This window comes from Prochlorococcus marinus str. MIT 9515, from assembly GCF_000015665.1.
Lineage (GTDB): Bacteria > Cyanobacteriota > Cyanobacteriia > PCC-6307 > Cyanobiaceae > Prochlorococcus_A > Prochlorococcus_A marinus_P.
Genome location: NC_008817.1, coordinates 1,354,894 through 1,377,720 on the forward strand (window position 1 = coordinate 1,354,894; position 22,827 = coordinate 1,377,720).

A 22,827-nucleotide genomic window follows, 5' to 3' on the forward strand; every position below is an offset into this window, starting at 1 on the left:
TTTTTCTTAATTGTAACTAGGTAAATACTAAATTTTTTTAGGGAATCACTTAACGAATAGAAGTTCATAAAATTTTTTTTGAAAAAATGTTTTATTGAAGTATTTAATTTAAGCATTCAATAAGTACATTTTATACCTTTCGAATCAACTCCCCATAGGAAAATATTTATGGACAAATGAATTTTTACGGAATCATAAAGTTAAATTTTTATTTATGAAAACTTAACTTTAATAAAAATTCTCCTCAAAAATATTTATAAATTATTCAAGAAATATTATGGGTTCGTTATTAGAAAAAAATGTTAAACATCTTGATGAACAATATAGAATAGGCAACGCTCTAATATCAGATAAAGCTTTTGATCAACTTGAAAAAAACTTACTCCGAACAGATCCACAATGTGATTACTTTAATCAAAAAAATAATTTATTACTTCCCTCATTGGCTAATGAAAACCATATAGAGTTTTTAGCGAGCTTGTTAAAAAACACAAGATTGAGCATTCAACCAAAAATTGATGGATGTGCTATTGCAATTAATTATATAAATGGCAAGTTTAATAAAGCCATTACAAGAACAGGATTTGATGTCACAAGCAAAATTAAAAAGATTAAAGATGTCCCCAGTCGCCTTCCTATCCAACGAGATTTTCAAGTTAGAGGTGAGCTTTACTCCCCAAACCAAACTCCCTATTTTTCCCAAAAAATTACAAGCGAATTCCTCAACAATAAAAAAAGGATTGCAAAAAGTTTCAGCTTTTGCTGTTTCCAAATACTTAATGGAAGACTTAACCAGTATGAAACCCTTAACTATCTTAAAAAATGTGGCTTTAACACCCCTCACAGTTACTTCACTAATTTTACAAGCCAAGTCGAGTTATTTAGAAAAAGATGGTTAGATGGAAAAATTTTTTCAAAATACCCAACTGATGGAATTGTCATCAAAATAAATAGTAGAAAATTGCAGTTGCTTAGAGAAACAAATCTTTCAAAATATAATGAATGGCAATATGCAATTAAAAAATAATTTAATTTCGAAAATAATTAATAAATTAATTAAATCCTAAAAAAATTTTCAAATTAGAAAAAGGAGTAACTTTTTAAGTGGTCACGATCCTTCTGATTAGTATTTACGATAAAAATAATAAATAAGATTAATTCTTAATTAAGTTTCAACAATCTAGATAAGTTTTCAAAAATGACTGCAACTAATCTTAAGAATAGAAATTCCAATTGGACCATATCAGATATTCCCAATCTAGATGGCAAAACAGTTTTCATCACAGGAGCGAATAGTGGTCTTGGCTATTACACAGCTAAAGCTTTAGCAGAAAAAAATGCCCATGTTGTACTTGCTTGCAGAACTTTAGAAAAGGCTAATTCAGCCTTACACAAATTGAAGTCACTTAATCCTGAAGGAAAATTCACCCCCATTGAATTAGACTTGGCAGATTTAAATAAAGTGAGTGAAATTGGATCAAAAATTTCAACTGAGTTTGAGAAGTTAGACTTGCTAATTAACAATGCAGGAATAATGCATCCACCGAAAACATTAAGTCCACAAGGTTTTGAAATACAATTTGCGGTGAATCATTTAGCTCATATGCTTTTAACATTAAAATTTCTTCCTTTAATTGAAAAGCAAAAAGGATCTAGAATAGTAACAGTAACTTCTGGCGCCCAGTTTTTTGGAAAAGTTGGATGGAATAATCTAAAAGCAGAAAATTACTACAACAAATGGGAATCATACGCTAACAGTAAATTAGCTAATGTAATGTTTGCTTTAGAATTAAACGAAAAACTTGAGCAAAAACATATTCTATCTTTAGCAGCTCATCCAGGTATTGCAAAAACAAATCTTTTTTCTGCCCAGAAACCAAAGCCTAATCCAATTGAAATTTTCTCTTTAGAATTATTTAGCCCAATTTTTCAATCTGCCGAAATGGGTGCTTTACCACAATTATTTGCTGCTACTTCGCCTCAGGCAAAAGGGGGTGAACATTACGGGCCTAAATTTAATTTTAGAGGTCACCCAAAATTATCTCCAGCTTCACCATTTGCTACAAATAAGAAAGAAAGAAAAAGTCTTTGGGAAAAGAGTATGGAAATACTTAGTAATTTTTTATGAGTTTTTTAGTTTTATTAACTTCAAAAAATATTTCAAGATATGCAATTCACTTTCTGAAAGTTTCATAAATTCAATTAATGCCTGATAATTTTCTTCATCAAATTCTTTGGCCAATTCAAACAAATTATTATGATTTTCATTCACAAATCTCTCCGCTATTTGCGATGGAGATAAGCCCTTCTCAATTAAATCACCAGGAGCATTTTTCTCCCAATTCTTATAAAACCAAGAAAACCATAGTTCAGAAATATTTTCTCTCATAAATTTAATTAACTAATCTGGATATTTAAGTTTAGATCTAGGAAATCAAAATAAACCAGAAATTATTGCAAATATTGTTAGAAAACCTAAAACTGGCGAATAAAGATGTTGCAAATTTATAAAGAAAAAATCTCCTTTATGAATTTTAATGAGCAAAAAAATCCAATCTAAAATAATAAAATATTGAATATAAGTTTCCACTAACAACTGTTAAAAATAATGGTATTAAGGCTAATAGAGTAGTAAATCTATGAAGTTTTCTTATTTTAATTTTTAATATTATTTATTTTTCCTTAGATATTTATGAAGTTCTTTTTCACTTTCACAAGGCATCCAAGTTTCCTTTAATTTATGTGTTCCAATGCAACCCACATCTTTAGCTTTTTTTCTTTGGCTTCACCTTCAGTAGAATAACAACCTCTAAAATGAGCTTTTGATTCCATATAAGTAGAATTAAATCCAAAACTGATTAAAAAGACATTTATTAATTTTAATTTAGAAATGATATTAGTTTTTAAAGAATTTTTCATAATTAAATAGAACAATTACTTTAGAAACCTCAATTTAATTATAAATTTAATGCCTATTAAAAATAATTCAAAAAACGAAAAAAAAATTTATTTTGTAATTGGGTTAGGTAGATCTGGCTTTTGGGCAGCAAAGTATTTAAGAAGTCTGGGAAAGAAAGTTATAGTTTGGGAAAGTAATGAAAACGAAGAACTCTCAGAAACAAAAGAGATACTAGAGAAACTCGACATATCGGTTTGTCTAAATAAACAATTTTTATTTGAAGAGTTTTCTGAGTGTCTTAATCAGATTGAAGCTGTTGTTATAAGTCCAGCTATACCCATCGACCATAAAACAATAATCAAACTTAAAGAAAAAGGAATCGAGGTATTAGGAGAAGTCAATATCGCATGGGAAAGTTTAAAGAATATAAATTGGATTGGAATTACAGGTACCAATGGAAAAACCACAGTCACACACTTATTAAGTCATATACTTAGAACGAATAATTTATTAGCTCCATTTGCTGGCAATATTGGGACCCCATTATGCAAAATTGCGTACTCAATTAAAAGCAAAAATATTGATTGGTTAGTAGCTGAATTAAGCAGTTATCAAATAGAAATAGCGACACTTTGCATAAAACCAAAAATTGGAATTTGGACAACATTTACTGCCGACCATCTGGACCGTCACAAAACCCTTGATAATTATTTCAAGATAAAAAATAGCTTACTAAAACAATCCGAATTTAGAATTTATAATTATGACGATATACATTTAAGAGAAAATTTCAAATCTCTTTCAAAGGGGATTTGGATCACCACCAGTTCTAAACAATCAGATTTAGATCATTGTGATTACTGGATAAATAATGAAGACTTTATAGTAGAAAGACAGGAAAATTTATTGAGTTTAAAAAACTTTAAATTAAAAGGTAATCATAATACTCAAAATCTATTACTAGCCATAGCAGCAGCAAGAAAAATTGGATTATCACCTGAAAAAATAAAGAATGCTTTACTTAGTTATGAACAACTTCCTCATAGAATGGAGACGATCTATCAAAGCAATAAGCTTGAAATAATCAATGATAGCAAGGCTACCAATTTTGACTCTTCTACAGCAGGGATAAAGGCAATTAAAGGTGCTCCCATAATAATTTCCGGGGGAAAGTTAAAAAGTGGCAGTTATATTGAGTGGGTAAATATTATTAATAAAAAAGCAAAAGCCGTATTTCTTTTTGGCGAAAGCTCCCAAACTTTAAAAAAATTAATCCTTGAGGGAGGATTTAAGAAAGATATTTTCATTTTTAATGATCTTTCAGAGGTAATCAACTATGTCTACTCTTATATAGAAAATAATCAAATAGAAACTTTATTGTTTTCTCCGTCATGTTCAAGTTTTGATCAATTTAGAAACTATGAAGAAAGAGGAGATATTTTTAAAAAATTAATCCATGAAAAATTCAATCTCAAACTTTTCGCGCACAAAGAATTTAGTTAAAAGAATTGCTAGGTCGGTCATTACAACCAATTCACCACTAGCAAATATTGTCTTATTTAGTTAGTTTTAAACAAGAAATAGTAAGAAACATGAGTGAATCTAACAATTTACCTCAAGCTATAAGTCATAAAAAATTAACTTATTTGATGCTAAATGCTCAAAAAGATATTAATTCAATTAATGAGGAAAAAGACTTTATTAGCCAAGAAAAACAAGAATTTGATGAATTAATTAATAAATGGGAGATAATTTCCAAAGACGTCATTAAGACAATTTCTAAGAGAAATAAAGATTTATTAAAAGATAAATCTTCTAATTCCTTAATTGCGTTAGGTGCTATGGAAGTTCACGTAAATATGGCATTACAAGCTCTAAACGCATTTAAAAAAGATTCTTAAGACAATTTCTATATACTTTTCATAGAAAATAAAAGCATATCCACCTTCTTATCCGACTGAATATTTATATCGCAAAAATCAGATATCTCAAATCCCAAACCGTCACCAGAGAAAAGAGTTTTAATTAAATTATTATTTTTATCTCTTACTAACAAATTACCCTCTATTATTTGAATCCAATTAAATCTTTCTAGTTCTGAAGGCAAATATTTTTTGTCGCAAGTATTATATTTACATCGCCATATAGATATATCTTGATTAATAAGGAGTTGAGAGTTATTTTTTTTTGAAGAATTAATAATTAAATTATTTCCGGACAAACTTTTAATCGAAATTTGTCTATATGAAGGTTTCAGATCTTGAATATCCGGATATATCCATATCTGAAACAACTTGCAGTCTGAATTTTTTTCATTTTTCTCACTATGAGAAATTCCTGTTCCTGCTGACATGATCTGAACCTCATCCTCATGTATTATCCCCACATTATTTAGTGAATCTCTATGTGAAATCTCACCTTTTGTGACTATTGTCACTATCTCCATATTTGAATGGGAGTGAGTTCCAAAGCCGGAATTAGGAGAAATTATATCTTCATTAATTACTCTAATTTTTCCAAAGTTATCCCAAGATGGATCCCTATGTTCTGCGAAAGAAAAAGAATGTTTAGAATCTAGCCATTCTCTTTTTGATTTAAATCTTTCATTAGATTTTCTAAATTTAAGAATATTTAAAGCCATGCAATAAGTTTTAATGTCTTAGACACTTTTTATTTATCTTTAAGTAGAAGTGCAATTGATCAGAGAGATAGAAATTAAAACCAAATAAAAATTATTTTAAAAAGTTATTTTACTTTGAGCCTTAATTGCTTTATTAATAATTTTTTTTGCCTCATCTCTCGTTAAACAGTTTTCTGCTTCAACGTTTAAATTCTTTAATTTTTTTAATTGTTTAGAGATTTTCATCTCAGATTTAAGTATATTTTTAAAAATTAACATACTTTTTAAACAAAAGCATTAGTTTTTTACCTTACGAGAAATTAAATGACTATTTTGCTTTTAGAACAGAATTATCAGAACAATATAAAGGGTGTATGGGATTTTGCTTTTTTGTTTTTTTTATAAAAAGGGGGCCTAAAGGATTATTAAATTTATCTTTTTTAATTGAATAAGAATTTGATATTTTTTTAGAAATTTTGTTATTCCTATTAAAGTAGATCCCGTTGTTACCCCAGCCCAACCACAAATGACAATTTTTATTTTCAGACCAATATTTTAAATTTTTATTTATGAACTTATTATTTAAATATCCAATGGGTTTTTGATGGATTAATAATTCATGAGGATTTTTGGCAATCAAGGCAAATAAATTTATTATTTTAAGATTGCCATAATTATTGTTTTTGCAAATTTTGATTATTTTTCTTGTTGTATTATCAATGTAATTCGTATCTGAAAGAGATGGATTTAGACCTATGAAAATTATCTCTTTTATGGATTTAGTTAATTTGAAACTTAAACTCCATCTATATTCTCTATTTGTGCTTATTAGGCAACTTCTTTCAATGAAAAGATTTTTCAAACAAGCCCCACACCCCTAGCCATTAAGGTTGCAAAAATTGGGATAGTTGCAAAACCAACTAATTCAGTTGTAATGATGAATCTAAATCTTTTTACAAGTTTTTCAGGGATGTCAGGTAATTTGTTTTTACTCAGTGGTATCGCCCACAAAATATAAGTTGTTGTTGGGTATAAAGACAACAATCCAACCACAATATAAAGGGTAACTTTGATCCAAAAAATTGGATTATGTGTATAAAAATCTCCCCCTTGTCCAAAATATTTTACTCTTAGAATTCCAGTAACCAATATTGCAACCCCAGCCAAACCATAAATAACATCTGCAACAATCATAGATACAGTCTCGTTTCTATTAAGACCAACCTTTAAAGTTAACCTTTCGAATAAAAGAGATCCAAAGCAAAGTATGATCCCCAAGTAGTGGATATAAGCAACTAATGCACTTTTAGCTATTTCACCGATAAATAAAGTCCCTAGTAACATCTGCGAGTCTAATTTTATACAATACTAACTACTTAAATATCTATTCGTCCAAAAATGCTTTCAATAAAATCGAGATTTTTTAAATTTCAGCATTTTAAGAACCTTTTTTATTCCAGACCTCAACCACATCTGGGAAATGCTTTTCCATACAAACATCACAAACACCATGACTAAATCTAATATCACTTATTTTCGAAAGATACTTTTCTAAATGCATCCAATTGCCATCATCATTTTTAACTTCTCTGCAGTAAGAACAGACGGATAATATTCCTTCTTGTCTATGCAAATTAGACAAAGCCTCTAATAAATTTAGAGATTTTTTTCTTAATTCCAAAAAAGAAACTATTTGCTTAGATAATAATTCCATTACATTGTATTGATTAGAGGAAAGATTACCTGGTTTTCTATCAATAACACATAGAGTTCCAAGTTTATTTCCATCACTATTTTTAAGAGGAAACCCTGCATAAAACCTGATTTTAGGGTCACCAGTTACTAAGGGATTATTGATAAATCTTTCATCCTGAAAAGCATCCTCAATAATCAATGGACTATTCTCTTGTATGGCATGAGTACAAAAAGACCAATCCCTTTTTGTTTCACTAATTTCGAGGCCAACTTTTGACTTAAACCATTGCTTATCTCTATCAACTAAGGTCATTAAAGATATTGGGACATTACAAGTTGAGGCTGCTATTTTTGTAATATCGTCATAACACGATTCTGGTTTAGTTCCCAATATTCGATATTCGGCTAATGCTTTTAACCTCCTTTCTTCTTCTTCCTTTTTAGGAATTAGATTTTGCATTACATTTTTTAAGTTTTTCAACTTTAAAATTAATCTTTCTTTAAAAAACTTTTTTTGATTAATACTTAATAAAAAGAAGTTAAACTTATTGATTTGTTACTTTACTAATTGTTTTGAGACAGCTTTACCTGCAATCCATCCGCTAGTCCAACAATGTTGAAAATTGAATCCCCCAGTAATTCCATCAACGTCTAGAACTTCTCCTGAAAAAAACAAACCTGGGCATATTAAACTTTCCATGCTTTTAAAATTAACTTCATCAATTGATACTCCTCCCGACGTGACAAATTCCTCACCAAAGGGGCCTTTACTAGAAATATTATAAATATCTTTCATAAGGCTATTTATCATTTTCTCTCTTTCATTAGCCAAAAGATCTGACCACTTTTTTTCTTTATTAATTTCCATTTTATTTAATAAGAAAACCCACAACCTTTTTGGCAAAAGAGGTAGAGGTCTTAAATTAATTAATTTTAATTTTCCATTATTAAATTTAAGGTTATCAATTTTTTCTTTTAGTTCTTTGTATTCTAAATCTGACCATCTAATTAGTAAGTTAAATTTATACTTTTGGTCAAATAATTCTCTAGCGGCTATTGAAGAGAGCTTTAGGACCGCAGGGCCGCTAAAACCCCAATGAGTAATAAGTAAATCTCCTCTATTTTTAAAAGATTTGTTATTTAGTTGAATTTCAATATCTATATTCTTAATAGAAACGCCACTACACTCATTCAATTTAGTTTTTTCTGTAGTGAAAGTAAAAAGAGATGGAACAGGCCTTATTATTCTATGACCAAAATTTTTGGCTAATTTATGTCCGCTAGGATGGCCTCCAGTAGAAAGAATAAGATTTTTTGCAATTATCAAATTTTTTTTACTATCAAAAATATTAAACAGGTTATCTGCGGTTTTTACAATTTCTTTAACAAAAAATCTTGTCGATATTTCTACTCCTTTAGTAATTGCACTTTTTTTTAGGCAACTTATTACATCTAAAGATGAATCCGACACTGGAAATACTCTATTGTCAGATTCAATCTTTAAATTCAATCCTCTTTTCTCAAACCAATCAAATACATCTCCAGCAGCAAAACGATTAAATGATTCCAAAAGTTTAATTCCACCTCGAGGATAATTTTCTACCAACTCATTCGGTATCCATGATGCGTTTGTCACATTGCATCTCCCTCCTCCACTTATTCTTACTTTTTCCATAAGTTTTGAGGAACCTTCAAGAATTATTATTCTTTTAACTCCGTTTTCAGCGGCTATTACTGCTGTCATAAAACCTGCTGCTCCACCACCAACCACTACTAAATTAAAAGGGTCCAAAAATGTAGGCTCACAATTTTTCCTTGATTTGATAATAGCAATACAATTTATTAAAAAATTGATTTCAAATCAAAATTTCAAAGCTCGTATTAAAACATCCCGAAATATGAATAATAAATACACTTTAAATTTTTTGGTTCATATGAACACGCAACTATCTTTTATACATTATTTTAGTTAGATGATACTTTTATTTTCCTACGTTAAATATTCTGAAGCTAGTTTTCCCATGACGGGTCAGTATACGGCTCTTTTACTTTTAACTACAGTTATTTGGATACTTCTTTGGTTTGGTTATAGACAAAACAAAATAAATGATGAAATAAAGAAAAAAGAAAAGGAAGAGAGAATTAACGCGAAAATCGAAAGGAGAAAAAAGTTAGAAAATTTGTATCCAAACAGAAAAAAATAATTTTTAAAGCTATAAATTAATTGCTAAAAATATTAATTAGATTTTACTTTAGTTTTAGTTTTGAATTCGCTTCTAATTTCAATCAGCTTTGAAATTTCTTCATTAAGTTCTTCTTCCGAATTGAAGCCTAATATATCGAAAGGCGTTAGACCTAAAGAAGCATCATTTTTATTAATTATTTCCATTTTATTGATAATTTATTTTTATAGTAGATAGTTATTAAATTAAAGTAATTGCTTGGTGATTGATTCAAGATAATACTTACTGCTTTTGGATATAAACATGAAATATAAATTTTTTGATAAATTACTTATGAATTCTCTTACCAATAAATCTCTTTACTAATTTTTAGAATCAAATCTTACGTTAGTTTCTTGATTCATCAGCTTCTAATGACTACATAGAGACGGTATATTATTTAAATATAAATTTCAAATTTAAATATCATGGAAACTAACAAATTAAAGTCTCTCATGCAATATCTACCAGGTTTTATTATTCTTTTATACGTGTTATTTTTAGCAGTAACAACATTTATAAAGTAAAAATTTTAAATATAATTCATTTTGATTGGAATCATTTCCGCCTTTGGAGCAGCAATATCTTGGACTTATGCATGCTTCATATGGCGATCTCAGACAACAAAGTATAAATCCATTGATATAAATTTAATTAAAAATATAATCGCATTTTTAATTTTTTTACCTGCATTTTTCAATATCAGCATTTTAACTAATTCAAAATCTATACTTACTCTTTTACTAAGTGGAGTTGTAGGAATAGGTTTAGGAGATACTTTTTATATAAAGTCATTACAGATAATTGGCACTAGAAGAACTCTATCTATTGAAACATTATCTCCACTATTAGCAGCACTATCTGGTGAAATTTTTATTAATGAAAATTTAGCACTTAGATCTTATGTAGGGATTGCAATAATATCAACTTCACTTTTCATTTTACTTAGACAAAGAACTAACCTTGTAGTTGATAATATGAACCCCATTACAGAACACAATAATTTTAAAATTTATATATTTCCTTTTTTATCAGTTTTGTTTGCTGTATCAGGGGGGCTTTTATCTAGAATAGTATTTTTATATAGCGATCTATCCCCTTTCCAAACAACAGAGATAAGGTTACTTGGGGCAATAATATTTTTAATAATAATAAAAAATTTTAGAATTAATTTTTTCCTTAAGAAATTAAATAACAATGATCAAAAAAGATTTTTACTCTCAATATTTTTAGGAACAAATTTAGGCATACTACTACAACAAATTGTTTTCAAGACTCTTCCTTTAGGTATAGGGTGGACTTTGCTTAGTACCTCTCCAGTGATTTCTCTTTTTTTCGCCAATAAAGAAGAAGGAAAGATAACAAAAAGCATAATATTGTTTACTACATTATTATTTTTAGGTTTATGTTTAATAATTCTATGAGATAAATACATGTAATAAATACTCATGTTATTAAAAAAAACAATCAATAAAATTATTTTAGAAATGTCTTTAATATGAAAATCCTAAAGAAAAAGAGACTTGGTATTTTTGAAGTGTATATTATTTTCTTATCATGCATATATACGGGCTATATAGGTTATAAAGCTTTATTGAGTACATTATTTACCTAAATTGATTTATCTCTTGAACTGACTTTATCAAGTGGCCTCCATCTTGATCATCATCATCACTTGAAGCAAAAAATATACAATATATTCCTAGTGAAGCTATAGATAAAGAAATAGAAAGTGCTGAGAGCTCATCCATCAAATAAAATTTTTTCTTAATCCTAATAGAAAAGAAAATAAAAATCTGTAAATTTGTTAACAGTCTCAGTGTTTAAAACTTAGTTTTGTTTTATTTTTACTGATAACATATGACTATTTTGAAAGAATTTTTGAAGGAATTTCTTATAAAATCGCCACACAACGCAAGTTAATTATTCAGTATGGATTTAGGATTAGCCCATTTAGGAATGTGAACCATTAATTTCCAATTAAATCACAAGGAGAGTGAAATTTGTTAATCATTGCAGAATAAACAAAAATCTAAACTAAGGCAGAATAGTCAAGGAATTTTTTTTATTCCCTTAAGTTATCTCTTGTGATTTATAAATAATCAAAAGTAAAAAAATTCTTTAGATTAGGAGATTAAAAAATTTTAATACGATTAAATAAATTTGAGTACCAATTTAAAAATTACTATTAGATTGATTCTTAAATCATATATTTTTTTTATGACTTTCACTGATAAAGAATATTTCGAAGTTATCGAAAAGAACGAGACAGTAAAAGAAGCTTATGAATTAATAAAACAAACTTGTATTAATCTACAAAAACAAACTAATTGTCCTGAAGAGGATATAGAGAATTTTCTAAAATTTATTTCAAAACAATTAAAATTTAATGAATAATAATTCTTTTTAGAAGAAATTCATCATTAAGAACACTTTTAAAATTATTTATCAGCATTAAAAGCTTAAATATCTTTTTTAGGATTTGTATTCATACTAGAAGTTCCATTAGCAGCTTTAACATAGAAAAAGAAACCTACTATTCCAGCAATACCAAAAATTGCACCTAAAGAGTTAAAAGAGAAAGAGAACATAAAAAACTATAAAATCAAGATAAATAATAGTTTTTGAATCCAAATTCCACAATTATTGTTAAGTAACATTTATCACATTGATATATCTCAAGACGTCAATATCAAAAAATTCCAAGGAAATTTCTAAGTAAAAATTTATCTGATGACATCAAAAAAGGAGAAATTTTCTTATTAAATAATTCTCCAAACCCCTTACATCACAAGTATAAATTTAATTTTTCATTGCGTATTTAGAAAAACTAGTAGGCTAGAAGATACATCAAAATATCCACAATTTATATTTTTTTAGTTTATGTTGGATATATGACAGAAATTTACACATCAAGTTCATCGATTAGTCCATTTGCGGCTATATTATGGTGTTTTTACCCTCTAGCAATATTAGTTTTAGTTGAATTATTTTTAGGTGGTGGCTTTGATGATGACAATGACGATCAAGACGGTGGAATGCTAATACCTGCATATTCAAGTTCAAAAAATTAAATTTAATTTCTTGAACAATACATAAGCTCCTTACCAAAAAAAAATGGGTAATACATTAATATCACTCATATTATTGTCGCTTCTCATTCTTATCTTCATTTCATGGTTAACAACAAAAACATTAAAAGAAGGTAGAGAAGCTCTTAAAGAAATTGGAAATTTAGAAAATAAAAAAAAATAATATTTACTCAATCGATATTTACGTACAAATAAGCTACAAGAAATTAAACTTAAAATTTCTAAAGAATTATTAGAAAACTTATTTTCCCTTATTATAAAAGTAATTTCTTTCATATTAATATTTATGATGTCCTACTAGAACGGTTTAAAACTCTATTTGGACAAGGTTTAATTTTTAACATTTATTTTAAATTAAAGAAAAACTACTCATTAAAGTAGATTAAATTTTGCTTTAATAAATTTATTCTGATGAGATCTTAAAATGCATCTTAATTCCCTACTTTATATTTTTTCCATATCTTTATTTATTTATGTCATGGCACTATTTTGGAGAGACCTTCCTAATCAAAAAAAGAAGTGAAAAGTAATTATTTTTAATATTGTTGACCATACCAATTTATTTAGTTATTAATTTAATAATGTTTATATTAATTTTATATATGCCAATTGAACCATCAAATAATTCCAAAGAAAAAGATTTTTCTAAGTCTTTAAGAATTGAGAAAGAAAACATTATATGTAAGGACGGCTTTTGTACATTACCCAATCAAAATGAAAATCCAAACATGATAGAAAATAATGTGAATTTGTTTGATCCTATTTAATTCCGGGGATCTAAACCGAAGCAAAAATATTTAAGTTAATACTCCTCTAAAATAAACTTTATTCGGTTAATAAATTTTTTAAAAATGTATAGTAAAATTTTTAATGCCTATCAAGAATTTTGGCTTAAAGCTACGGATTTCGAGAGTAAAACCACAAGATTGGATTGGTGGTATGTTCAACTAGCAAATGTCGCGATATCTATTATCGCTATCCCAATTTTTTTAAGAACATTTGGTTTTAACGTTTATGGGTTAATATGTATTCTGCCTCAAATAGCTATTGATATTAGAAGATTGAAGGACTTTGGCAAGAACTGGAAATGGATTTTTATAAATTTACTACCAGTTTTTGGATGGTTAATATGGTTTATATGGCTGGGGTTTGGTAAATCTGGGAATGGAAGGTCTAAATTTATTTAAAAAAAATATTTAAACATTAACCTAAAGAATCTAGATCTCTACGATGGTGAACTGAATTTTCTTTATTATTCGAAGTGTTTTCTTTTGTATTTTTATTCAAATTCTTTTTAGTAGCAAGAATCGAAAAGGGTGTAATAAGATTTTTCATAACAATATCTAATTTCTAATAACCTAATCAAAAGATGATCACAAATGAGGTTACTTTTCATATTTAAACCGAACAATTATGTTCATTAAACCGTACCAAAAGACAAAAGCACCTAGAAAAATATGGTTTTTACTTTTTTACTTTTTTACTTTTTTTAAAATCCACAAAAGTAACCTTATTACGAAACTCTAATTGTTTTTTTAAAATTCTGAATACATGCCATTCACATTCAGTTAACTTTTGAAATTGATCAAGAGTTTCTTTATCTTCTTCATCAAATTTATCAAAAATGTCAGATATCCCCAAACTATTTAATGCAATAAATTTCTCTGCCACTTCTTCAGGCTTTTGACCTGAAGCAAACTCATCAAAAGCCTCATAAGAATTTAATTTTCTAGTTAACCAACTAAACCACAATTCAGATTCACTATTATTCTCCTCTCTGACTATTTTCTTCATATAAAGATCATTTACTACATTAATGATTATTGGTGATTCTTTATTTGGCACCTGTACAATTACTCATATTTATTTTTTAAAGGATTATTAAAAAGAATACTTCAAGTAATTCTTGATTTTTAATAAGAGAAGACTTTACCTTTAAGAACAAAAACCAACAAAATTTCATTATGGTTTTTTATTATAGAGATCTAATAAAAAAAAAGCTAAGAAAAAATTTTATTGAGCAAACAATTTCTATACTTCTTTAGCATTTTTTCCATCAAAATTTCATCCATAATCGAAACATTTGGAACTCTAGGAATGATAGAAGTATTTTTTTCTAGCTTATTGAAAATACTATAATTCACCTTTGAGAGGAAACTCTAGCGAAAGAAAAATCTTTAATAAGAGTAAAATCAAAAACAAATGAAAGACTTAAAAAAAATCAAAATTCATAAAATTTAGCAAGAAATTCAAAAGTTAATTTTGGGAAATAATTCCAAAATAAGCAAAATAATTAACTTCAAAAACAAAAAAATAAGGTATGGAATTCAAGATTTTTAGTTTTTAATATAAAAATATGGCTTATAAGGAGTTATGGATAAACAACATCTTGTAGATTTAATCTCCAGCAGTTTGATTAACGAAAGCCAAAATCTCAAATCAAGGGAAAGTTCTAGTGAAATAATAAATTATTTAAATAAATTAAATTTAGAGCAATTAAGAACCATGTCTAAAGAATTTATTCTCTAGATATCAAAGAAATCATAAAAGTTCTATTAGAAACCAAATCTTAGTAAAGATAAATGAAAAAATCAGTTCAAACCAAAAACCCTAATATTACCTATCTATTTAAATAAGCGCCTTATTCCAGCTATCTTTAAATAGCTTTTTTAAAATTATGACAATTTTCATTGGAAATTTATCATGGAACACTGAAGAGAAGGATCTTAAAGACCTTTTCAATACTTATGGTGAAGTTACAAAATGTATGATTCCTTTAGAGAGAAATTCAAGAAGAAAAAGAGGTTTTGGCTTTGTCGAAATGACCAGTGAAAGCTCAGAAAAAACTGCGATTGATGATTTGCAAGATGTCGAATGGATGGGCAGGGAAATTAGAGTTTATAAGGCGGAGCAAAGAGATCGCTCTTCAACGAAAAATAGACGTTATGGTATTAAAAAAAATAGTTAAGAAGCCTCTTCTTTATTATTTACTTCTTAGTTTTTTTGAAAAATAAATTCCTAAAAACTGTATAAATAAGAAGCCTTTTATTTATTTATGTAGCCTAAAGAATCATAATAAAAGTAGGCATAAAATAAAATTATTTTGGAAAAAGTTTTAGTTACTGGAGCATCTGGGTTTATTGCTTTGCACTGCATCCATGAGCTCCTAAAAGAAGGTTATATCGTAAAAGGATCTCTTAGAAATATGAAAAGAGCAGAGGAAGTAAGAAAATCTCTTAAGATAGATTCAGAAAATCATAAGCTGGAATTTTGTAAACTTGACCTTCTACATGATGAGGGTTGGGATGAAGCAGCCTTTGATTGTGATTATCTTCTTCATGTCGCATCTCCTTTTACTATCGCAGAACCAAAAAGAGAATCTCTTCTAATCAATCCTGCATTGGAAGGTACTATAAGGGCATTAAATGCTTCAAAAAAATCCTCTAAAGTCAAAAAAGTTGTTCTAACTTCTTCAATGGCGGCAATTGCTTATGGACATGATAAGCAGTTATGTACGCCTCAAGACTGGACAGACACAACAAAAAACGTCGGCGCTTATGTAAAAAGTAAAACAATTGCAGAGAAAGCTGCATGGGATTTTGTTCATAATGACAATGATCATTCTTTTTCAATGACAACTATTAATCCTGGAATGGTTTTCGGTCCACTGCTCAGCGATGATATTGATGGGGCTTCGGCAGAACTTCTTTCAAAAATGATTAATGGTAAATTCCCGGCATTACCAGATGCTTATTTTACTGTCGTTGATGTAAGAGATGTCGCTAAGTTGCATGTCGATTCTCTTAGAAATAATAAAAGTGATAATAAAAGAATTATTGCGACTTCTCCCCAAGGGATAAATATCATGAAAATTTCAAAAATTTTAAGAAAAAATGGTTATACAAAAACACCTCAAAAATTTATCCCAACAAAAATGATAAATTCTCTTGCGTCTTTTAATAAAGAGATGAAAAGTATGGCTAATATGGTTAATAGAGGTTCTTATGGTGCTGATATTTCAGAAACTATTTCTATATTTAATTGGGAACCAATTTCACTAGAAAAAACATTAATTGATATGGGTAATTCTTTAAAACAAATTTCAACCAAATAAACCAATAACATGGTTATAGCCATAGTTTTCGTATATCTTAAATTTATAACTTTACCACGATAATTTTTAACTCGACTATCCTATCTATAGAGAATCAAAGAAAAATTTATATGAATAAAATCAAAAGATCTGATTTTATATTAAAGCCATTTCTAAAAAGGAATAATTTTAAAGCGTTCTATCAGCTAATAACTACTCTCGTACCAATAATCGCTATTTGGATTATTGTTTCTAAAATTGTATATTCTCCTCTTTTGCCAATTGCAAAAGGGATTTTATTGATTCCCATTCTCTTTCTTCTTACCCTATTATCTTCAAGAACATTCTCATTAATGCATGATTGTGGACATAATTCCTTATTTGAAAAACGTTCTTTGAATAACTTTTTTGGTTTTTTTCTAGGTTTGTTAAATGGAATACCTCATAAACCTTGGGCTAATGATCATGCATTCCACCATCGAAATAATGGGAATTGGGAAATTTATAAAGGTCCTGTAGATGTGTTAAGCCTAGAAGATTATGAATCTCTTACTAAAAGAGAAAAACTTATTTATAAAATTAGTAGACATTGGTTAATGCTTTTACCAGGAGGTTTCTTTTATTTGGTTATTAAAGCAAGATTAGGACTTATTTTGATTATCTTTAATTTTATTAAATCCTTGATGATAGAAAGTTTTATTAAAATTAAAGAAAGAAATTATTCTCAACTTTTAAACATTAAATCAAGAATTAAACCTCCTTTCTCTGATTATGGAGATAATTTTGATGAATTATTTGATCTGATTGCTAACAATATTATTGTTATAACTGGTTGGATAATTATGTGTAAGTGGTTAGGAGCCGTATTTTTCTTAACTTTTTATTCGATAATATTAACTTTTTCAGCAGCAATTTTCATATGTATCTTTTTCATACAACATAACTATGAAAATGCATATGCGAGTAATACAAAAAACTGGGATATTGTCGAAGGTGCAATTTTTGGAAGCAGCAATTTAGATATACCAAATTGGTTAAATTGGTTCTTAGCTGATATTTCTTTTCACAGCATTCATCATCTATCAGAAAGAATCCCTAATTACAATTTAAGAGCTTGTCATAAAGCAAATATACATTTACTAAAAAAGTCAAAATTTCTTAAATTAAGTGACTTCCCTAATTGTTTTAAATATATTATTTGGGACAGTAAAAATGAAAATCTAATCCCAATTAATTAAAACTAGCTGAATCTTCTTCTCATTTTCCTTTTTAGAGGAACATTACTGTAAGCGTGGGCTCCAATAGATGGAGGCAAGTCGTTTTTAACAGGATGAATAAATGCATTTGCCATGCTTTCTAACATTTTAGAAAACCAATTTATAATTGATTTCATATGAAAATATAAAAAGTACATTATTATCATCTAACAATATTTTAAAAAAGTAAATCAGCATAAAGACTGATTTACTTTCAATATTATTAATTAGAAGATAATAACTAGTAAAGGGTAAATCATCTTTATGAATAAGCAAAAATGGATCCCTACAAATTATCAAAAAGATAGGCTAATATCTTGCACGAAAAGATACATATATCAAAAGTTAAATGAACTACAAAAAGAAATTGAATGTCCGAATGAATTTATTTTTGATTTTATAAAAGATATCCAACAAGACTGGGACTCAAATAGTTATAAATTAAAAGCAGAGAATTTACAAAAAAATCAACTTTAGAGCAAAATTTAAAATAAATATAATTATGTTTTTAAGTATTAAATTAATCCTATAAAGATAGATTGAAACTAAGTATTTGGCTGTTAATAACAACAAAATACAAAGATAGTAACTAATACTTATTTATTCGTAATTTCTTAACAAAGCAACAATTAACTTTTAAAGCTATGCTATATCTCATTCCAAATTAAGGAACAAAAATTATGGAAGATTTGTTTTTTTCTTCGAATCAAATAACAAAAAAAGATACTATAGATTCATATTTTGAATGCATTAGTGAATGCAGCATTGTTGATGGCCATCAAGAATGTATAACTCGATGTGTAGAAATTCATCTTAAAGGAGGAAATAAAAATGAATAAAAAATATTCTCTTCAAAGAAAAACAACTTTAAAGTGGAACTCTAATGGCGATCTTTCTGAGATTGATATGCTGAGAATTTTGGATAAAATTTCGGCTTCTGAACTGAATCAATGTGAATTAACATGTGATTTAGATCAATAAACACGGGAAAAATATATTGAATATCTTTTAATAAACTATTTATAAAAATATCAATTTTCTATATAAATATATTGTTTATTGAATCAATGATTAAGAATATAAATGACTTCAAAAAGCTCAATAATGTTCACATGAGAGAAAAAAATCTGAATTTAATACTAGATTCCCGTTCCTAAAAACTTGCTCAAGAAGATCTTAATTTGCTGAGAAGTCATGAAATGCGTGGTATTAGAATGCTTCTAGAAATAGCTAAGCCTTAATTAATACTAGAAGAGCAAAATATCTTATAAACTATCACTGTTTTTGGATGAACCAACAATTATTTTTGTAGGTAGGGCGTAATCCATGTTATGGCTATAATTCTATATTTGTATTATTAATATCAACCATTAAAATTTACTGAACCTGTTTTCAAAATTGAGGCTAATAAATATCCTTTTTAGATTTACTTTTATTTTGTAAATTATTAGAAATTTCTTGCCTTGTTAATTGTATAGGTTCTACTTTGCCGGCATCGCCATGCGTTGGGCAATAGTAGGTCATTAACATCCATTTTTTATCTTTATTCATAAAATTCTCCTTTAATTAAATAGCAGTAACCTTATTTAGGACATAAACTTAAAATGCTTCTAATATTTAATATTTTTTTTTCTTTTGCTTAACAATATATAAAGTTGTAAAGATATTGCCTTGCTAGATATAAATACGCATGACTAAAAAAACAATTACTGCTATTTGTAAGATAAATTTTTAAATAAATTAATGTCTCTAGAATCTATACTTATGGTTGTGGCTCCAATATGTGTTTTTACAGCAGGAGTTATTATTTTGCCAATATTAGTAAAACCACGAAAGCAGTCAGATACTCCTAAAAGATATGTTCGAGGCTTATAAATTTAATCCAGATTTTATAAATATTTTATTGACAGACAAAAAGTAATTGAATAACGAAATAAAAATTAAGACTATATTAAATTAAAGTCTTTCTAAAATATTTGTATAAAAATGGAATTCCCAGAAGCAATTCTTTTTGATTTAGATGGTGTTCTATTAGATACAGAACCATTACTAGCTTATGCGTGGAATGAAACCGCCAAAGAATATAATCACTATTTATCAAACGATAACTTATTACAATTAAAGGGAAGAAGAAGAAGAGATTGCGCAAAAAAAGTTTGTAAATGGATAAATAAAGAAAATTCAATCGAGGAATTACTAATTACTCAAAAATTAAAAGTAGATAAACAGCTCAGCAAAGCAAAACCTTTTAAGGGGGCAATAGATCTAATCAAATTTTGTATAAATACAAAATTACCTATTGCTTTAGTAACAAGTAGTAGTAGCCAGAGTTTTAAAATCAAAAGCTCTTCAAATTCCTGGTTAAATTTATTCGAAACAAAAATTCTTGGAGATGATAAATTTATATCTGCTGGCAAGCCTTCACCTGATCCTTATTTGAGAGCATTAAAGATTTTAGATGTAAATCCATTTAAAACATGGGTGATAGAAGACTCATATGCAGGATCAGTTTCAGGACTGAGAGCTGGCTGTAATTTAATATTTTTTTCCAAAGATAATGAGATCCTTAATAAATTAATAAATGAATTTAACCAAGAAAAGATTCAAAAAATTAATGAGTTGTCAGAGATTATTTATTATTTAAAGTTATATAAAGGTTTTTAAACTAATCAAATTAAATCCTAATTCTTAATATGTGCGGAAGATTTGAACTAAAAACTAAATTTGAGAACTTACCAAAAGTTTTAAAACAAGACTATCCAAGTGCGCTTAATACTAAATACGAGACCCAGAATTTAATTCGACCTAATGATCCAGTCCTTGTAATTAAGAATGAAGGAAAAATTCAGACTACTTTTATGACATGGGGGTTTATCTCGCCATGGGCTAAAGACCCTTTTGACAAGAGAAGACCTAGACCCTTTAATGCGAGGTCAGAAAGTGTTGAAGAGAAAAAATTGTTTAGCGGAAGCTGGAAACATAAAAGATGCTTAATACCTGCAAGCGGTTTTTTTGAAAAAAAATATCGTATTAGAAAAGATAATTATGAAACTTTTTGGTTAGGAGGGATTTGGAGTAAATGGTCTTCACTTGATGGTGCTGAGTTAGAAAGTTGCTGTATTTTAACGACTGAAGCAAATGATTTAGTGAAACGTTTACATCATCGTATGCCAGTGATCATACCAAATGGATACGAAAAAAACTGGACTGATCAGGTTAAGGATACTGATGAATTGAAAGGGTTAATTCCCATAATGAGGGGTTGGCCTTCTTCCGGATGGATAACAGAAGAAATTAATAAAAAGCCCACTACCCAAATGAGCTTATTTTAAAAAACATATTAATTTTTTTTGTTATGGAGATTTATTAACTATTTTGTTTTATCATTTGAGCTTAAATAGTTTTAGATTAGTTCCAGTTAAGTTAATGGTTAAAGTAGTTAACAGAAAAATTAGATTTTTAAGATGGCTAAATACTGGTTTAATCTTACCTCTTTCTGCATTCGCTATTACTTCAACTCTATTTCTATATTTAGTTCTATTGATAGCCCTAAAATAATTATTTGCGATGAATTAATAACTTTCTAAAGATTTAAAAAATATTCATAAATGTTCAAAAATTTACCCTAATTAATACTATTTGAACATTTGACACTACACAGTACTTTCACAAAAAGAATCTTTGATGGATAATAAATTATGTAGATTAAAATTTATTTAAAACTAAATCCTAACCAAAAAAAATTTGAGTAATATTAATTTTTCTGGCCTTAAAGGTCAAGCACTTGCAATAAAGATGAGTGATATCCCAAGCTTGAAAGAGTTTCAAAGTGTGATTCCAAATCACTGCTTCAAACCTCAAACCAGAACTTCATTACGCTATCTTTTACAGTCGACCATTATTCAGGCAATTGTTATAGCAATAGGATTAACTATTCCTTTCACTCAAAGTATGATCCCAATTTGGATTCTTTATGCATTTTTATCAGGAACAACTGCGATGGGTTTTTGGGTAATTGCCCACGAATGTGGTCATGGGGCATTCTCGAAAAATAGGACCTTGGAAACCATTACTGGATATTTACTTCATTCATTATTATTAGTTCCATATTTCTCTTGGCAACGTTCACATGCAGTCCATCATCGTTTCACCAATCATATAACCAATGGAGAAACTCACGTCCCAATAGTTATTGATGGGAATGGAATTAGCGAAAAAGTTGGAGGTGAAAAGGAACTTTCTTTTTCAAGTAAATTAGGCAAAACTAAGTATGGAATTCTCCAACTTGTTCTTCATCTTATTTTTGGTTGGCCTGCTTATTTATTATCAGGAAGTACAGGAGGGATCAAATATGGAACTTCAAATCATTTTTGGCCAAGGAAACCTTTTTCTAAGACATTATGGCCTGCTGTATGGGCTAAGAAAGTTTGGATTTCAGACATTGGTGTAGCTGCAGTAATAATTGGACTTATTATTTTAGTTACCAAATATGGAATTTTTCCAATAATAGCAATGTATTTTGGTCCCTTATTAGTAGTTAATTGTTGGTTAGTTATCTATACTTGGCTTCATCATACAGATTCAGATGTTCCACACCTCGCTAATTCAGAATTTTCTTTTATGAGAGGAGCCTTCCTTTCCATTGATAGGCCTTATGGCAAGATTATTAATTTACTTCATCATAATATTGGTTCAAGTCATGTAGTTCATCATGTGTGCCCAACTATTCCTCACTATCATGCTACGAAGGCAACTCTTGCAATAAAAAAAGCATTCAATAAAGCCTACCTTTTCAATCCCGATCCAATACATAAGGCTTTATGGAATATTGCTTGTAATTGTATTGCTGTTAAATCAGAGATGGATGACGGAAGGTATATTTGGCAATCCTCTTACAAAAAAAATGTTCAAACCAAATTCTGATAATTTAACTCATATCACATAAATTTA

38 protein-coding genes are annotated in these 22,827 nt (G+C 28.1%); 22 read left to right on the forward strand and 16 right to left on the reverse strand.

All coding sequences use genetic code 11. From position 1 onward, the window contains the following. The first annotated feature begins 277 nt into the window (after positions 1-277). Together P9515_RS07380 and P9515_RS07385 are read left to right on the forward strand one after the other, a co-directional pair. Entirely contained in the window at positions 278-1,027 is a 750-nt protein-coding gene (locus tag P9515_RS07380; RefSeq protein WP_011820826.1) for an NAD-dependent DNA ligase, read from the forward strand. A gap of 171 nt (positions 1,028-1,198) precedes the next feature. After that, positions 1,199-2,128: an oxidoreductase gene (locus P9515_RS07385; RefSeq protein ID WP_011820827.1), complete on the forward strand. Its 930-nt coding sequence runs from the start codon at positions 1,199-1,201 to the stop codon at positions 2,126-2,128. On the opposite strand, the gene P9515_RS07390 is transcribed toward P9515_RS07385, so the two are convergent. The 3 genes from P9515_RS07390 to P9515_RS10000 all read right to left on the reverse strand — a co-directional run bounded on the left by P9515_RS07390 (position 2,123) and on the right by P9515_RS10000 (position 2,919). Next, entirely contained in the window at positions 2,123-2,389 is a 267-nt protein-coding gene (locus P9515_RS07390; RefSeq protein ID WP_011820828.1) for a hypothetical protein, read from the reverse strand. The two genes, P9515_RS07385 and P9515_RS07390, sit on opposite strands and share 6 nt — an antisense overlap. A gap of 279 nt (positions 2,390-2,668) precedes the next feature. After that, the gene (locus P9515_RS10125) at positions 2,669-2,761 is read right to left on the reverse strand and encodes a hypothetical protein (protein ID WP_011820830.1); all 93 of its coding nucleotides are present in this window, start codon (positions 2,759-2,761) and stop codon (positions 2,669-2,671) included. Beyond that, positions 2,734-2,919 (reverse strand): hypothetical protein, encoded by a 186-nt coding sequence (locus P9515_RS10000; RefSeq protein ID WP_011820831.1) that lies wholly within the window; start codon positions 2,917-2,919, stop codon positions 2,734-2,736. Before P9515_RS10000 ends, P9515_RS10125 begins: the two co-directional genes overlap by 28 nt. 49 nt (positions 2,920-2,968) lie before the next feature. Between P9515_RS10000 and murD the strand changes: the two genes are divergently transcribed. Both murD and P9515_RS07405 read left to right on the forward strand, forming a co-directional pair. Beyond that, positions 2,969-4,402 carry a UDP-N-acetylmuramoyl-L-alanine--D-glutamate ligase gene (gene murD / locus P9515_RS07400; RefSeq protein WP_011820832.1) on the forward strand — a complete coding sequence of 478 codons (1,434 nt, stop codon included), beginning with the start codon at positions 2,969-2,971 and terminating at the stop codon, positions 4,400-4,402. 89 nt (positions 4,403-4,491) lie between these two features. Beyond that, positions 4,492-4,800 (forward strand): hypothetical protein, encoded by a 309-nt coding sequence (locus P9515_RS07405; RefSeq protein ID WP_011820833.1) that lies wholly within the window; start codon positions 4,492-4,494, stop codon positions 4,798-4,800. An 8-nt stretch (positions 4,801-4,808) separates the two neighbouring features. Here the strand turns inward: P9515_RS07405 and P9515_RS07410 are convergent, their stop codons facing one another. From P9515_RS07410 to P9515_RS07430, 6 genes are all read right to left on the reverse strand, one after another. Further along, complete coding sequence (locus P9515_RS07410; RefSeq protein WP_011820834.1) at positions 4,809-5,540, reverse strand: pirin family protein; 732 nt, start codon at positions 5,538-5,540, stop codon at positions 4,809-4,811. A 96-nt stretch (positions 5,541-5,636) separates the two neighbouring features. Then, the gene (locus P9515_RS10085) at positions 5,637-5,765 is read right to left on the reverse strand and encodes a hypothetical protein (protein ID WP_263969684.1); all 129 of its coding nucleotides are present in this window, start codon (positions 5,763-5,765) and stop codon (positions 5,637-5,639) included. Positions 5,766-5,847: 82 nt separating this feature from the next. Beyond that, positions 5,848-6,381, reverse strand: a complete 534-nt coding sequence (locus tag P9515_RS07415) for a DUF1643 domain-containing protein (RefSeq protein ID WP_011820836.1) — start codon at positions 6,379-6,381, stop codon at positions 5,848-5,850. Beyond that, positions 6,378-6,863 carry a DUF2214 family protein gene (locus P9515_RS07420; RefSeq protein WP_011820837.1) on the reverse strand — a complete coding sequence of 162 codons (486 nt, stop codon included), beginning with the start codon at positions 6,861-6,863 and terminating at the stop codon, positions 6,378-6,380. Before P9515_RS07420 ends, P9515_RS07415 begins: the two co-directional genes overlap by 4 nt. Positions 6,864-6,957: 94 nt before the next feature. After that, the gene (locus P9515_RS07425) at positions 6,958-7,674 is read right to left on the reverse strand and encodes a GAF domain-containing protein (protein ID WP_011820838.1); all 717 of its coding nucleotides are present in this window, start codon (positions 7,672-7,674) and stop codon (positions 6,958-6,960) included. A gap of 96 nt (positions 7,675-7,770) precedes the next feature. Further along, positions 7,771-9,006 (reverse strand): BaiN/RdsA family NAD(P)/FAD-dependent oxidoreductase, encoded by a 1,236-nt coding sequence (locus P9515_RS07430; protein WP_011820839.1) that lies wholly within the window; start codon positions 9,004-9,006, stop codon positions 7,771-7,773. A gap of 229 nt (positions 9,007-9,235) precedes the next feature. Between P9515_RS07430 and P9515_RS07435 the strand changes: the two genes are divergently transcribed. Then, entirely contained in the window at positions 9,236-9,418 is a 183-nt protein-coding gene (locus P9515_RS07435) for a hypothetical protein (RefSeq protein ID WP_225867083.1), read from the forward strand. A 32-nt stretch (positions 9,419-9,450) separates the two neighbouring features. Here the strand turns inward: P9515_RS07435 and P9515_RS09825 are convergent, their stop codons facing one another. After that, on the reverse strand, positions 9,451-9,603 hold the full coding sequence (locus P9515_RS09825; protein ID WP_011820841.1) for a hypothetical protein: 153 nt from the start codon (positions 9,601-9,603) through the stop codon (positions 9,451-9,453). Between the two features lie 381 nt (positions 9,604-9,984). Here P9515_RS09825 and P9515_RS07440 point away from each other — a divergent pair, with 381 nt between their 5' ends. After that, positions 9,985-10,860: a DMT family transporter gene (locus P9515_RS07440; RefSeq protein WP_011820842.1), complete on the forward strand. Its 876-nt coding sequence runs from the start codon at positions 9,985-9,987 to the stop codon at positions 10,858-10,860. Between the two features lie 183 nt (positions 10,861-11,043). Here the strand turns inward: P9515_RS07440 and P9515_RS09830 are convergent, their stop codons facing one another. Continuing rightward, positions 11,044-11,187, reverse strand: a complete 144-nt coding sequence (locus P9515_RS09830) for a hypothetical protein (protein ID WP_187146021.1) — start codon at positions 11,185-11,187, stop codon at positions 11,044-11,046. Positions 11,188-11,656: 469 nt separating this feature from the next. On the opposite strand from P9515_RS09830, the gene P9515_RS09835 reads away from it, so the two are divergent. Next, entirely contained in the window at positions 11,657-11,833 is a 177-nt protein-coding gene (locus tag P9515_RS09835; protein WP_187146022.1) for a hypothetical protein, read from the forward strand. Between the two features lie 65 nt (positions 11,834-11,898). Here the strand turns inward: P9515_RS09835 and P9515_RS10090 are convergent, their stop codons facing one another. After that, the gene (locus tag P9515_RS10090) at positions 11,899-12,027 is read right to left on the reverse strand and encodes a hypothetical protein (protein ID WP_011820845.1); all 129 of its coding nucleotides are present in this window, start codon (positions 12,025-12,027) and stop codon (positions 11,899-11,901) included. 303 nt (positions 12,028-12,330) lie between these two features. Here P9515_RS10090 and P9515_RS07450 point away from each other — a divergent pair, with 303 nt between their 5' ends. From P9515_RS07450 to P9515_RS07465, 4 genes are all read left to right on the forward strand, one after another. Continuing rightward, entirely contained in the window at positions 12,331-12,510 is a 180-nt protein-coding gene (locus P9515_RS07450) for a hypothetical protein (RefSeq protein WP_011820846.1), read from the forward strand. A 43-nt stretch (positions 12,511-12,553) separates the two neighbouring features. Beyond that, positions 12,554-12,691, forward strand: a complete 138-nt coding sequence (locus P9515_RS09840) for a hypothetical protein (protein ID WP_011820847.1) — start codon at positions 12,554-12,556, stop codon at positions 12,689-12,691. A 439-nt stretch (positions 12,692-13,130) separates the two neighbouring features. Further along, positions 13,131-13,295, forward strand: coding sequence for a hypothetical protein (locus tag P9515_RS09845; protein WP_187146023.1), 165 nt, complete (start codon positions 13,131-13,133; stop codon positions 13,293-13,295). Between the two features lie 84 nt (positions 13,296-13,379). After that, positions 13,380-13,715, forward strand: coding sequence for a DUF805 domain-containing protein (locus tag P9515_RS07465; protein WP_011820849.1), 336 nt, complete (start codon positions 13,380-13,382; stop codon positions 13,713-13,715). 16 nt (positions 13,716-13,731) lie between these two features. On the opposite strand, the gene P9515_RS10095 is transcribed toward P9515_RS07465, so the two are convergent. Next, positions 13,732-13,863: a hypothetical protein gene (locus P9515_RS10095; protein WP_011820850.1), complete on the reverse strand. Its 132-nt coding sequence runs from the start codon at positions 13,861-13,863 to the stop codon at positions 13,732-13,734. A gap of 129 nt (positions 13,864-13,992) precedes the next feature. Continuing rightward, complete coding sequence (locus P9515_RS07470) at positions 13,993-14,322, reverse strand: hypothetical protein (RefSeq protein ID WP_011820851.1); 330 nt, start codon at positions 14,320-14,322, stop codon at positions 13,993-13,995. A gap of 579 nt (positions 14,323-14,901) precedes the next feature. On the opposite strand from P9515_RS07470, the gene P9515_RS09850 reads away from it, so the two are divergent. The 4 genes from P9515_RS09850 to P9515_RS07485 all read left to right on the forward strand — a co-directional run bounded on the left by P9515_RS09850 (position 14,902) and on the right by P9515_RS07485 (position 17,859). After that, on the forward strand, positions 14,902-15,057 hold the full coding sequence (locus tag P9515_RS09850; protein ID WP_011820852.1) for a hypothetical protein: 156 nt from the start codon (positions 14,902-14,904) through the stop codon (positions 15,055-15,057). A gap of 148 nt (positions 15,058-15,205) precedes the next feature. After that, positions 15,206-15,496, forward strand: a complete 291-nt coding sequence (locus P9515_RS07475) for an RNA recognition motif domain-containing protein (RefSeq protein ID WP_011820853.1) — start codon at positions 15,206-15,208, stop codon at positions 15,494-15,496. Positions 15,497-15,631: 135 nt separating this feature from the next. After that, positions 15,632-16,642 (forward strand): SDR family oxidoreductase, encoded by a 1,011-nt coding sequence (locus P9515_RS07480; RefSeq protein ID WP_041710645.1) that lies wholly within the window; start codon positions 15,632-15,634, stop codon positions 16,640-16,642. 110 nt (positions 16,643-16,752) lie between these two features. Beyond that, entirely contained in the window at positions 16,753-17,859 is a 1,107-nt protein-coding gene (locus P9515_RS07485; RefSeq protein WP_011820855.1) for a fatty acid desaturase, read from the forward strand. A gap of 2 nt (positions 17,860-17,861) precedes the next feature. Here P9515_RS07485 and P9515_RS09855 read toward each other — a convergent pair whose 3' ends face one another. Next, on the reverse strand, positions 17,862-18,014 hold the full coding sequence (locus P9515_RS09855) for a hypothetical protein (protein ID WP_187146024.1): 153 nt from the start codon (positions 18,012-18,014) through the stop codon (positions 17,862-17,864). Between the two features lie 127 nt (positions 18,015-18,141). On the opposite strand from P9515_RS09855, the gene P9515_RS07490 reads away from it, so the two are divergent. From P9515_RS07490 to P9515_RS09865, 3 genes are all read left to right on the forward strand, one after another. Then, the gene (locus P9515_RS07490; RefSeq protein ID WP_011820857.1) at positions 18,142-18,354 is read left to right on the forward strand and encodes a hypothetical protein; all 213 of its coding nucleotides are present in this window, start codon (positions 18,142-18,144) and stop codon (positions 18,352-18,354) included. 203 nt (positions 18,355-18,557) lie between these two features. Next, positions 18,558-18,716, forward strand: coding sequence for a hypothetical protein (locus tag P9515_RS09860; protein WP_011820858.1), 159 nt, complete (start codon positions 18,558-18,560; stop codon positions 18,714-18,716). Further along, on the forward strand, positions 18,709-18,858 hold the full coding sequence (locus P9515_RS09865; protein ID WP_011820859.1) for a hypothetical protein: 150 nt from the start codon (positions 18,709-18,711) through the stop codon (positions 18,856-18,858). Before P9515_RS09860 ends, P9515_RS09865 begins: the two co-directional genes overlap by 8 nt. 423 nt (positions 18,859-19,281) lie before the next feature. Here the strand turns inward: P9515_RS09865 and P9515_RS09870 are convergent, their stop codons facing one another. Beyond that, positions 19,282-19,428, reverse strand: a complete 147-nt coding sequence (locus P9515_RS09870) for a hypothetical protein (RefSeq protein ID WP_011820860.1) — start codon at positions 19,426-19,428, stop codon at positions 19,282-19,284. Between the two features lie 192 nt (positions 19,429-19,620). On the opposite strand from P9515_RS09870, the gene P9515_RS10100 reads away from it, so the two are divergent. From P9515_RS10100 to P9515_RS07505, 4 genes are all read left to right on the forward strand, one after another. Beyond that, the gene (locus P9515_RS10100) at positions 19,621-19,752 is read left to right on the forward strand and encodes a hypothetical protein (protein ID WP_263969685.1); all 132 of its coding nucleotides are present in this window, start codon (positions 19,621-19,623) and stop codon (positions 19,750-19,752) included. 111 nt (positions 19,753-19,863) lie between these two features. Further along, positions 19,864-20,541: an HAD family hydrolase gene (locus P9515_RS07495; RefSeq protein ID WP_011820861.1), complete on the forward strand. Its 678-nt coding sequence runs from the start codon at positions 19,864-19,866 to the stop codon at positions 20,539-20,541. Between the two features lie 29 nt (positions 20,542-20,570). Further along, positions 20,571-21,209 carry an SOS response-associated peptidase gene (locus P9515_RS07500; protein WP_011820862.1) on the forward strand — a complete coding sequence of 213 codons (639 nt, stop codon included), beginning with the start codon at positions 20,571-20,573 and terminating at the stop codon, positions 21,207-21,209. Positions 21,210-21,621: 412 nt separating this feature from the next. Next, entirely contained in the window at positions 21,622-22,800 is a 1,179-nt protein-coding gene (locus tag P9515_RS07505; RefSeq protein WP_041710646.1) for a fatty acid desaturase, read from the forward strand. Positions 22,801-22,827: the final 27 nt, after the last annotated feature.

Excerpts from the sequence above, each read along its gene's own strand:
- P9515_RS07380 (WP_011820826.1), top strand. The coding sequence starts at position 278 with ATGGGTTCGTTATTAGAAAAAAATGTTAAACATCTTGATGAACAATAT.
- P9515_RS07385 (WP_011820827.1), top strand. The coding sequence starts at position 1,199 with ATGACTGCAACTAATCTTAAGAATAGAAATTCCAATTGGACCATATCA.
- P9515_RS07390 (WP_011820828.1), bottom strand. The coding sequence starts at position 2,389 with ATGAGAGAAAATATTTCTGAACTATGGTTTTCTTGGTTTTATAAGAAT.
- P9515_RS10000 (WP_011820831.1), bottom strand. The coding sequence starts at position 2,919 with ATGAAAAATTCTTTAAAAACTAATATCATTTCTAAATTAAAATTAATA.
- murD (WP_011820832.1), top strand. The coding sequence starts at position 2,969 with ATGCCTATTAAAAATAATTCAAAAAACGAAAAAAAAATTTATTTTGTA.
- P9515_RS07405 (WP_011820833.1), top strand. The coding sequence starts at position 4,492 with ATGAGTGAATCTAACAATTTACCTCAAGCTATAAGTCATAAAAAATTA.
- P9515_RS07410 (WP_011820834.1), bottom strand. The coding sequence starts at position 5,540 with ATGGCTTTAAATATTCTTAAATTTAGAAAATCTAATGAAAGATTTAAA.
- P9515_RS10085 (WP_263969684.1), bottom strand. The coding sequence starts at position 5,765 with ATGAAAATCTCTAAACAATTAAAAAAATTAAAGAATTTAAACGTTGAA.
- P9515_RS07420 (WP_011820837.1), bottom strand. The coding sequence starts at position 6,863 with ATGTTACTAGGGACTTTATTTATCGGTGAAATAGCTAAAAGTGCATTA.
- P9515_RS07425 (WP_011820838.1), bottom strand. The coding sequence starts at position 7,674 with ATGCAAAATCTAATTCCTAAAAAGGAAGAAGAAGAAAGGAGGTTAAAA.
- P9515_RS07435 (WP_225867083.1), top strand. The coding sequence starts at position 9,236 with ATGACGGGTCAGTATACGGCTCTTTTACTTTTAACTACAGTTATTTGG.
- P9515_RS09825 (WP_011820841.1), bottom strand. The coding sequence starts at position 9,603 with ATGGAAATAATTAATAAAAATGATGCTTCTTTAGGTCTAACGCCTTTC.
- P9515_RS09830 (WP_187146021.1), bottom strand. The coding sequence starts at position 11,187 with ATGGATGAGCTCTCAGCACTTTCTATTTCTTTATCTATAGCTTCACTA.
- P9515_RS09835 (WP_187146022.1), top strand. The coding sequence starts at position 11,657 with ATGACTTTCACTGATAAAGAATATTTCGAAGTTATCGAAAAGAACGAG.
- P9515_RS10090 (WP_011820845.1), bottom strand. The coding sequence starts at position 12,027 with ATGTTCTCTTTCTCTTTTAACTCTTTAGGTGCAATTTTTGGTATTGCT.
- P9515_RS07450 (WP_011820846.1), top strand. The coding sequence starts at position 12,331 with ATGACAGAAATTTACACATCAAGTTCATCGATTAGTCCATTTGCGGCT.
- P9515_RS09840 (WP_011820847.1), top strand. The coding sequence starts at position 12,554 with ATGGGTAATACATTAATATCACTCATATTATTGTCGCTTCTCATTCTT.
- P9515_RS09845 (WP_187146023.1), top strand. The coding sequence starts at position 13,131 with ATGCCAATTGAACCATCAAATAATTCCAAAGAAAAAGATTTTTCTAAG.
- P9515_RS07465 (WP_011820849.1), top strand. The coding sequence starts at position 13,380 with ATGTATAGTAAAATTTTTAATGCCTATCAAGAATTTTGGCTTAAAGCT.
- P9515_RS10095 (WP_011820850.1), bottom strand. The coding sequence starts at position 13,863 with ATGAAAAATCTTATTACACCCTTTTCGATTCTTGCTACTAAAAAGAAT.
- P9515_RS07470 (WP_011820851.1), bottom strand. The coding sequence starts at position 14,322 with ATGAAGAAAATAGTCAGAGAGGAGAATAATAGTGAATCTGAATTGTGG.
- P9515_RS09850 (WP_011820852.1), top strand. The coding sequence starts at position 14,902 with ATGGATAAACAACATCTTGTAGATTTAATCTCCAGCAGTTTGATTAAC.
- P9515_RS07475 (WP_011820853.1), top strand. The coding sequence starts at position 15,206 with ATGACAATTTTCATTGGAAATTTATCATGGAACACTGAAGAGAAGGAT.
- P9515_RS07485 (WP_011820855.1), top strand. The coding sequence starts at position 16,753 with ATGAATAAAATCAAAAGATCTGATTTTATATTAAAGCCATTTCTAAAA.
- P9515_RS09855 (WP_187146024.1), bottom strand. The coding sequence starts at position 18,014 with ATGAAATCAATTATAAATTGGTTTTCTAAAATGTTAGAAAGCATGGCA.
- P9515_RS07490 (WP_011820857.1), top strand. The coding sequence starts at position 18,142 with ATGAATAAGCAAAAATGGATCCCTACAAATTATCAAAAAGATAGGCTA.
- P9515_RS09860 (WP_011820858.1), top strand. The coding sequence starts at position 18,558 with ATGGAAGATTTGTTTTTTTCTTCGAATCAAATAACAAAAAAAGATACT.
- P9515_RS09865 (WP_011820859.1), top strand. The coding sequence starts at position 18,709 with ATGAATAAAAAATATTCTCTTCAAAGAAAAACAACTTTAAAGTGGAAC.
- P9515_RS09870 (WP_011820860.1), bottom strand. The coding sequence starts at position 19,428 with ATGAATAAAGATAAAAAATGGATGTTAATGACCTACTATTGCCCAACG.
- P9515_RS10100 (WP_263969685.1), top strand. The coding sequence starts at position 19,621 with ATGTCTCTAGAATCTATACTTATGGTTGTGGCTCCAATATGTGTTTTT.
- P9515_RS07495 (WP_011820861.1), top strand. The coding sequence starts at position 19,864 with ATGGAATTCCCAGAAGCAATTCTTTTTGATTTAGATGGTGTTCTATTA.
- P9515_RS07500 (WP_011820862.1), top strand. The coding sequence starts at position 20,571 with ATGTGCGGAAGATTTGAACTAAAAACTAAATTTGAGAACTTACCAAAA.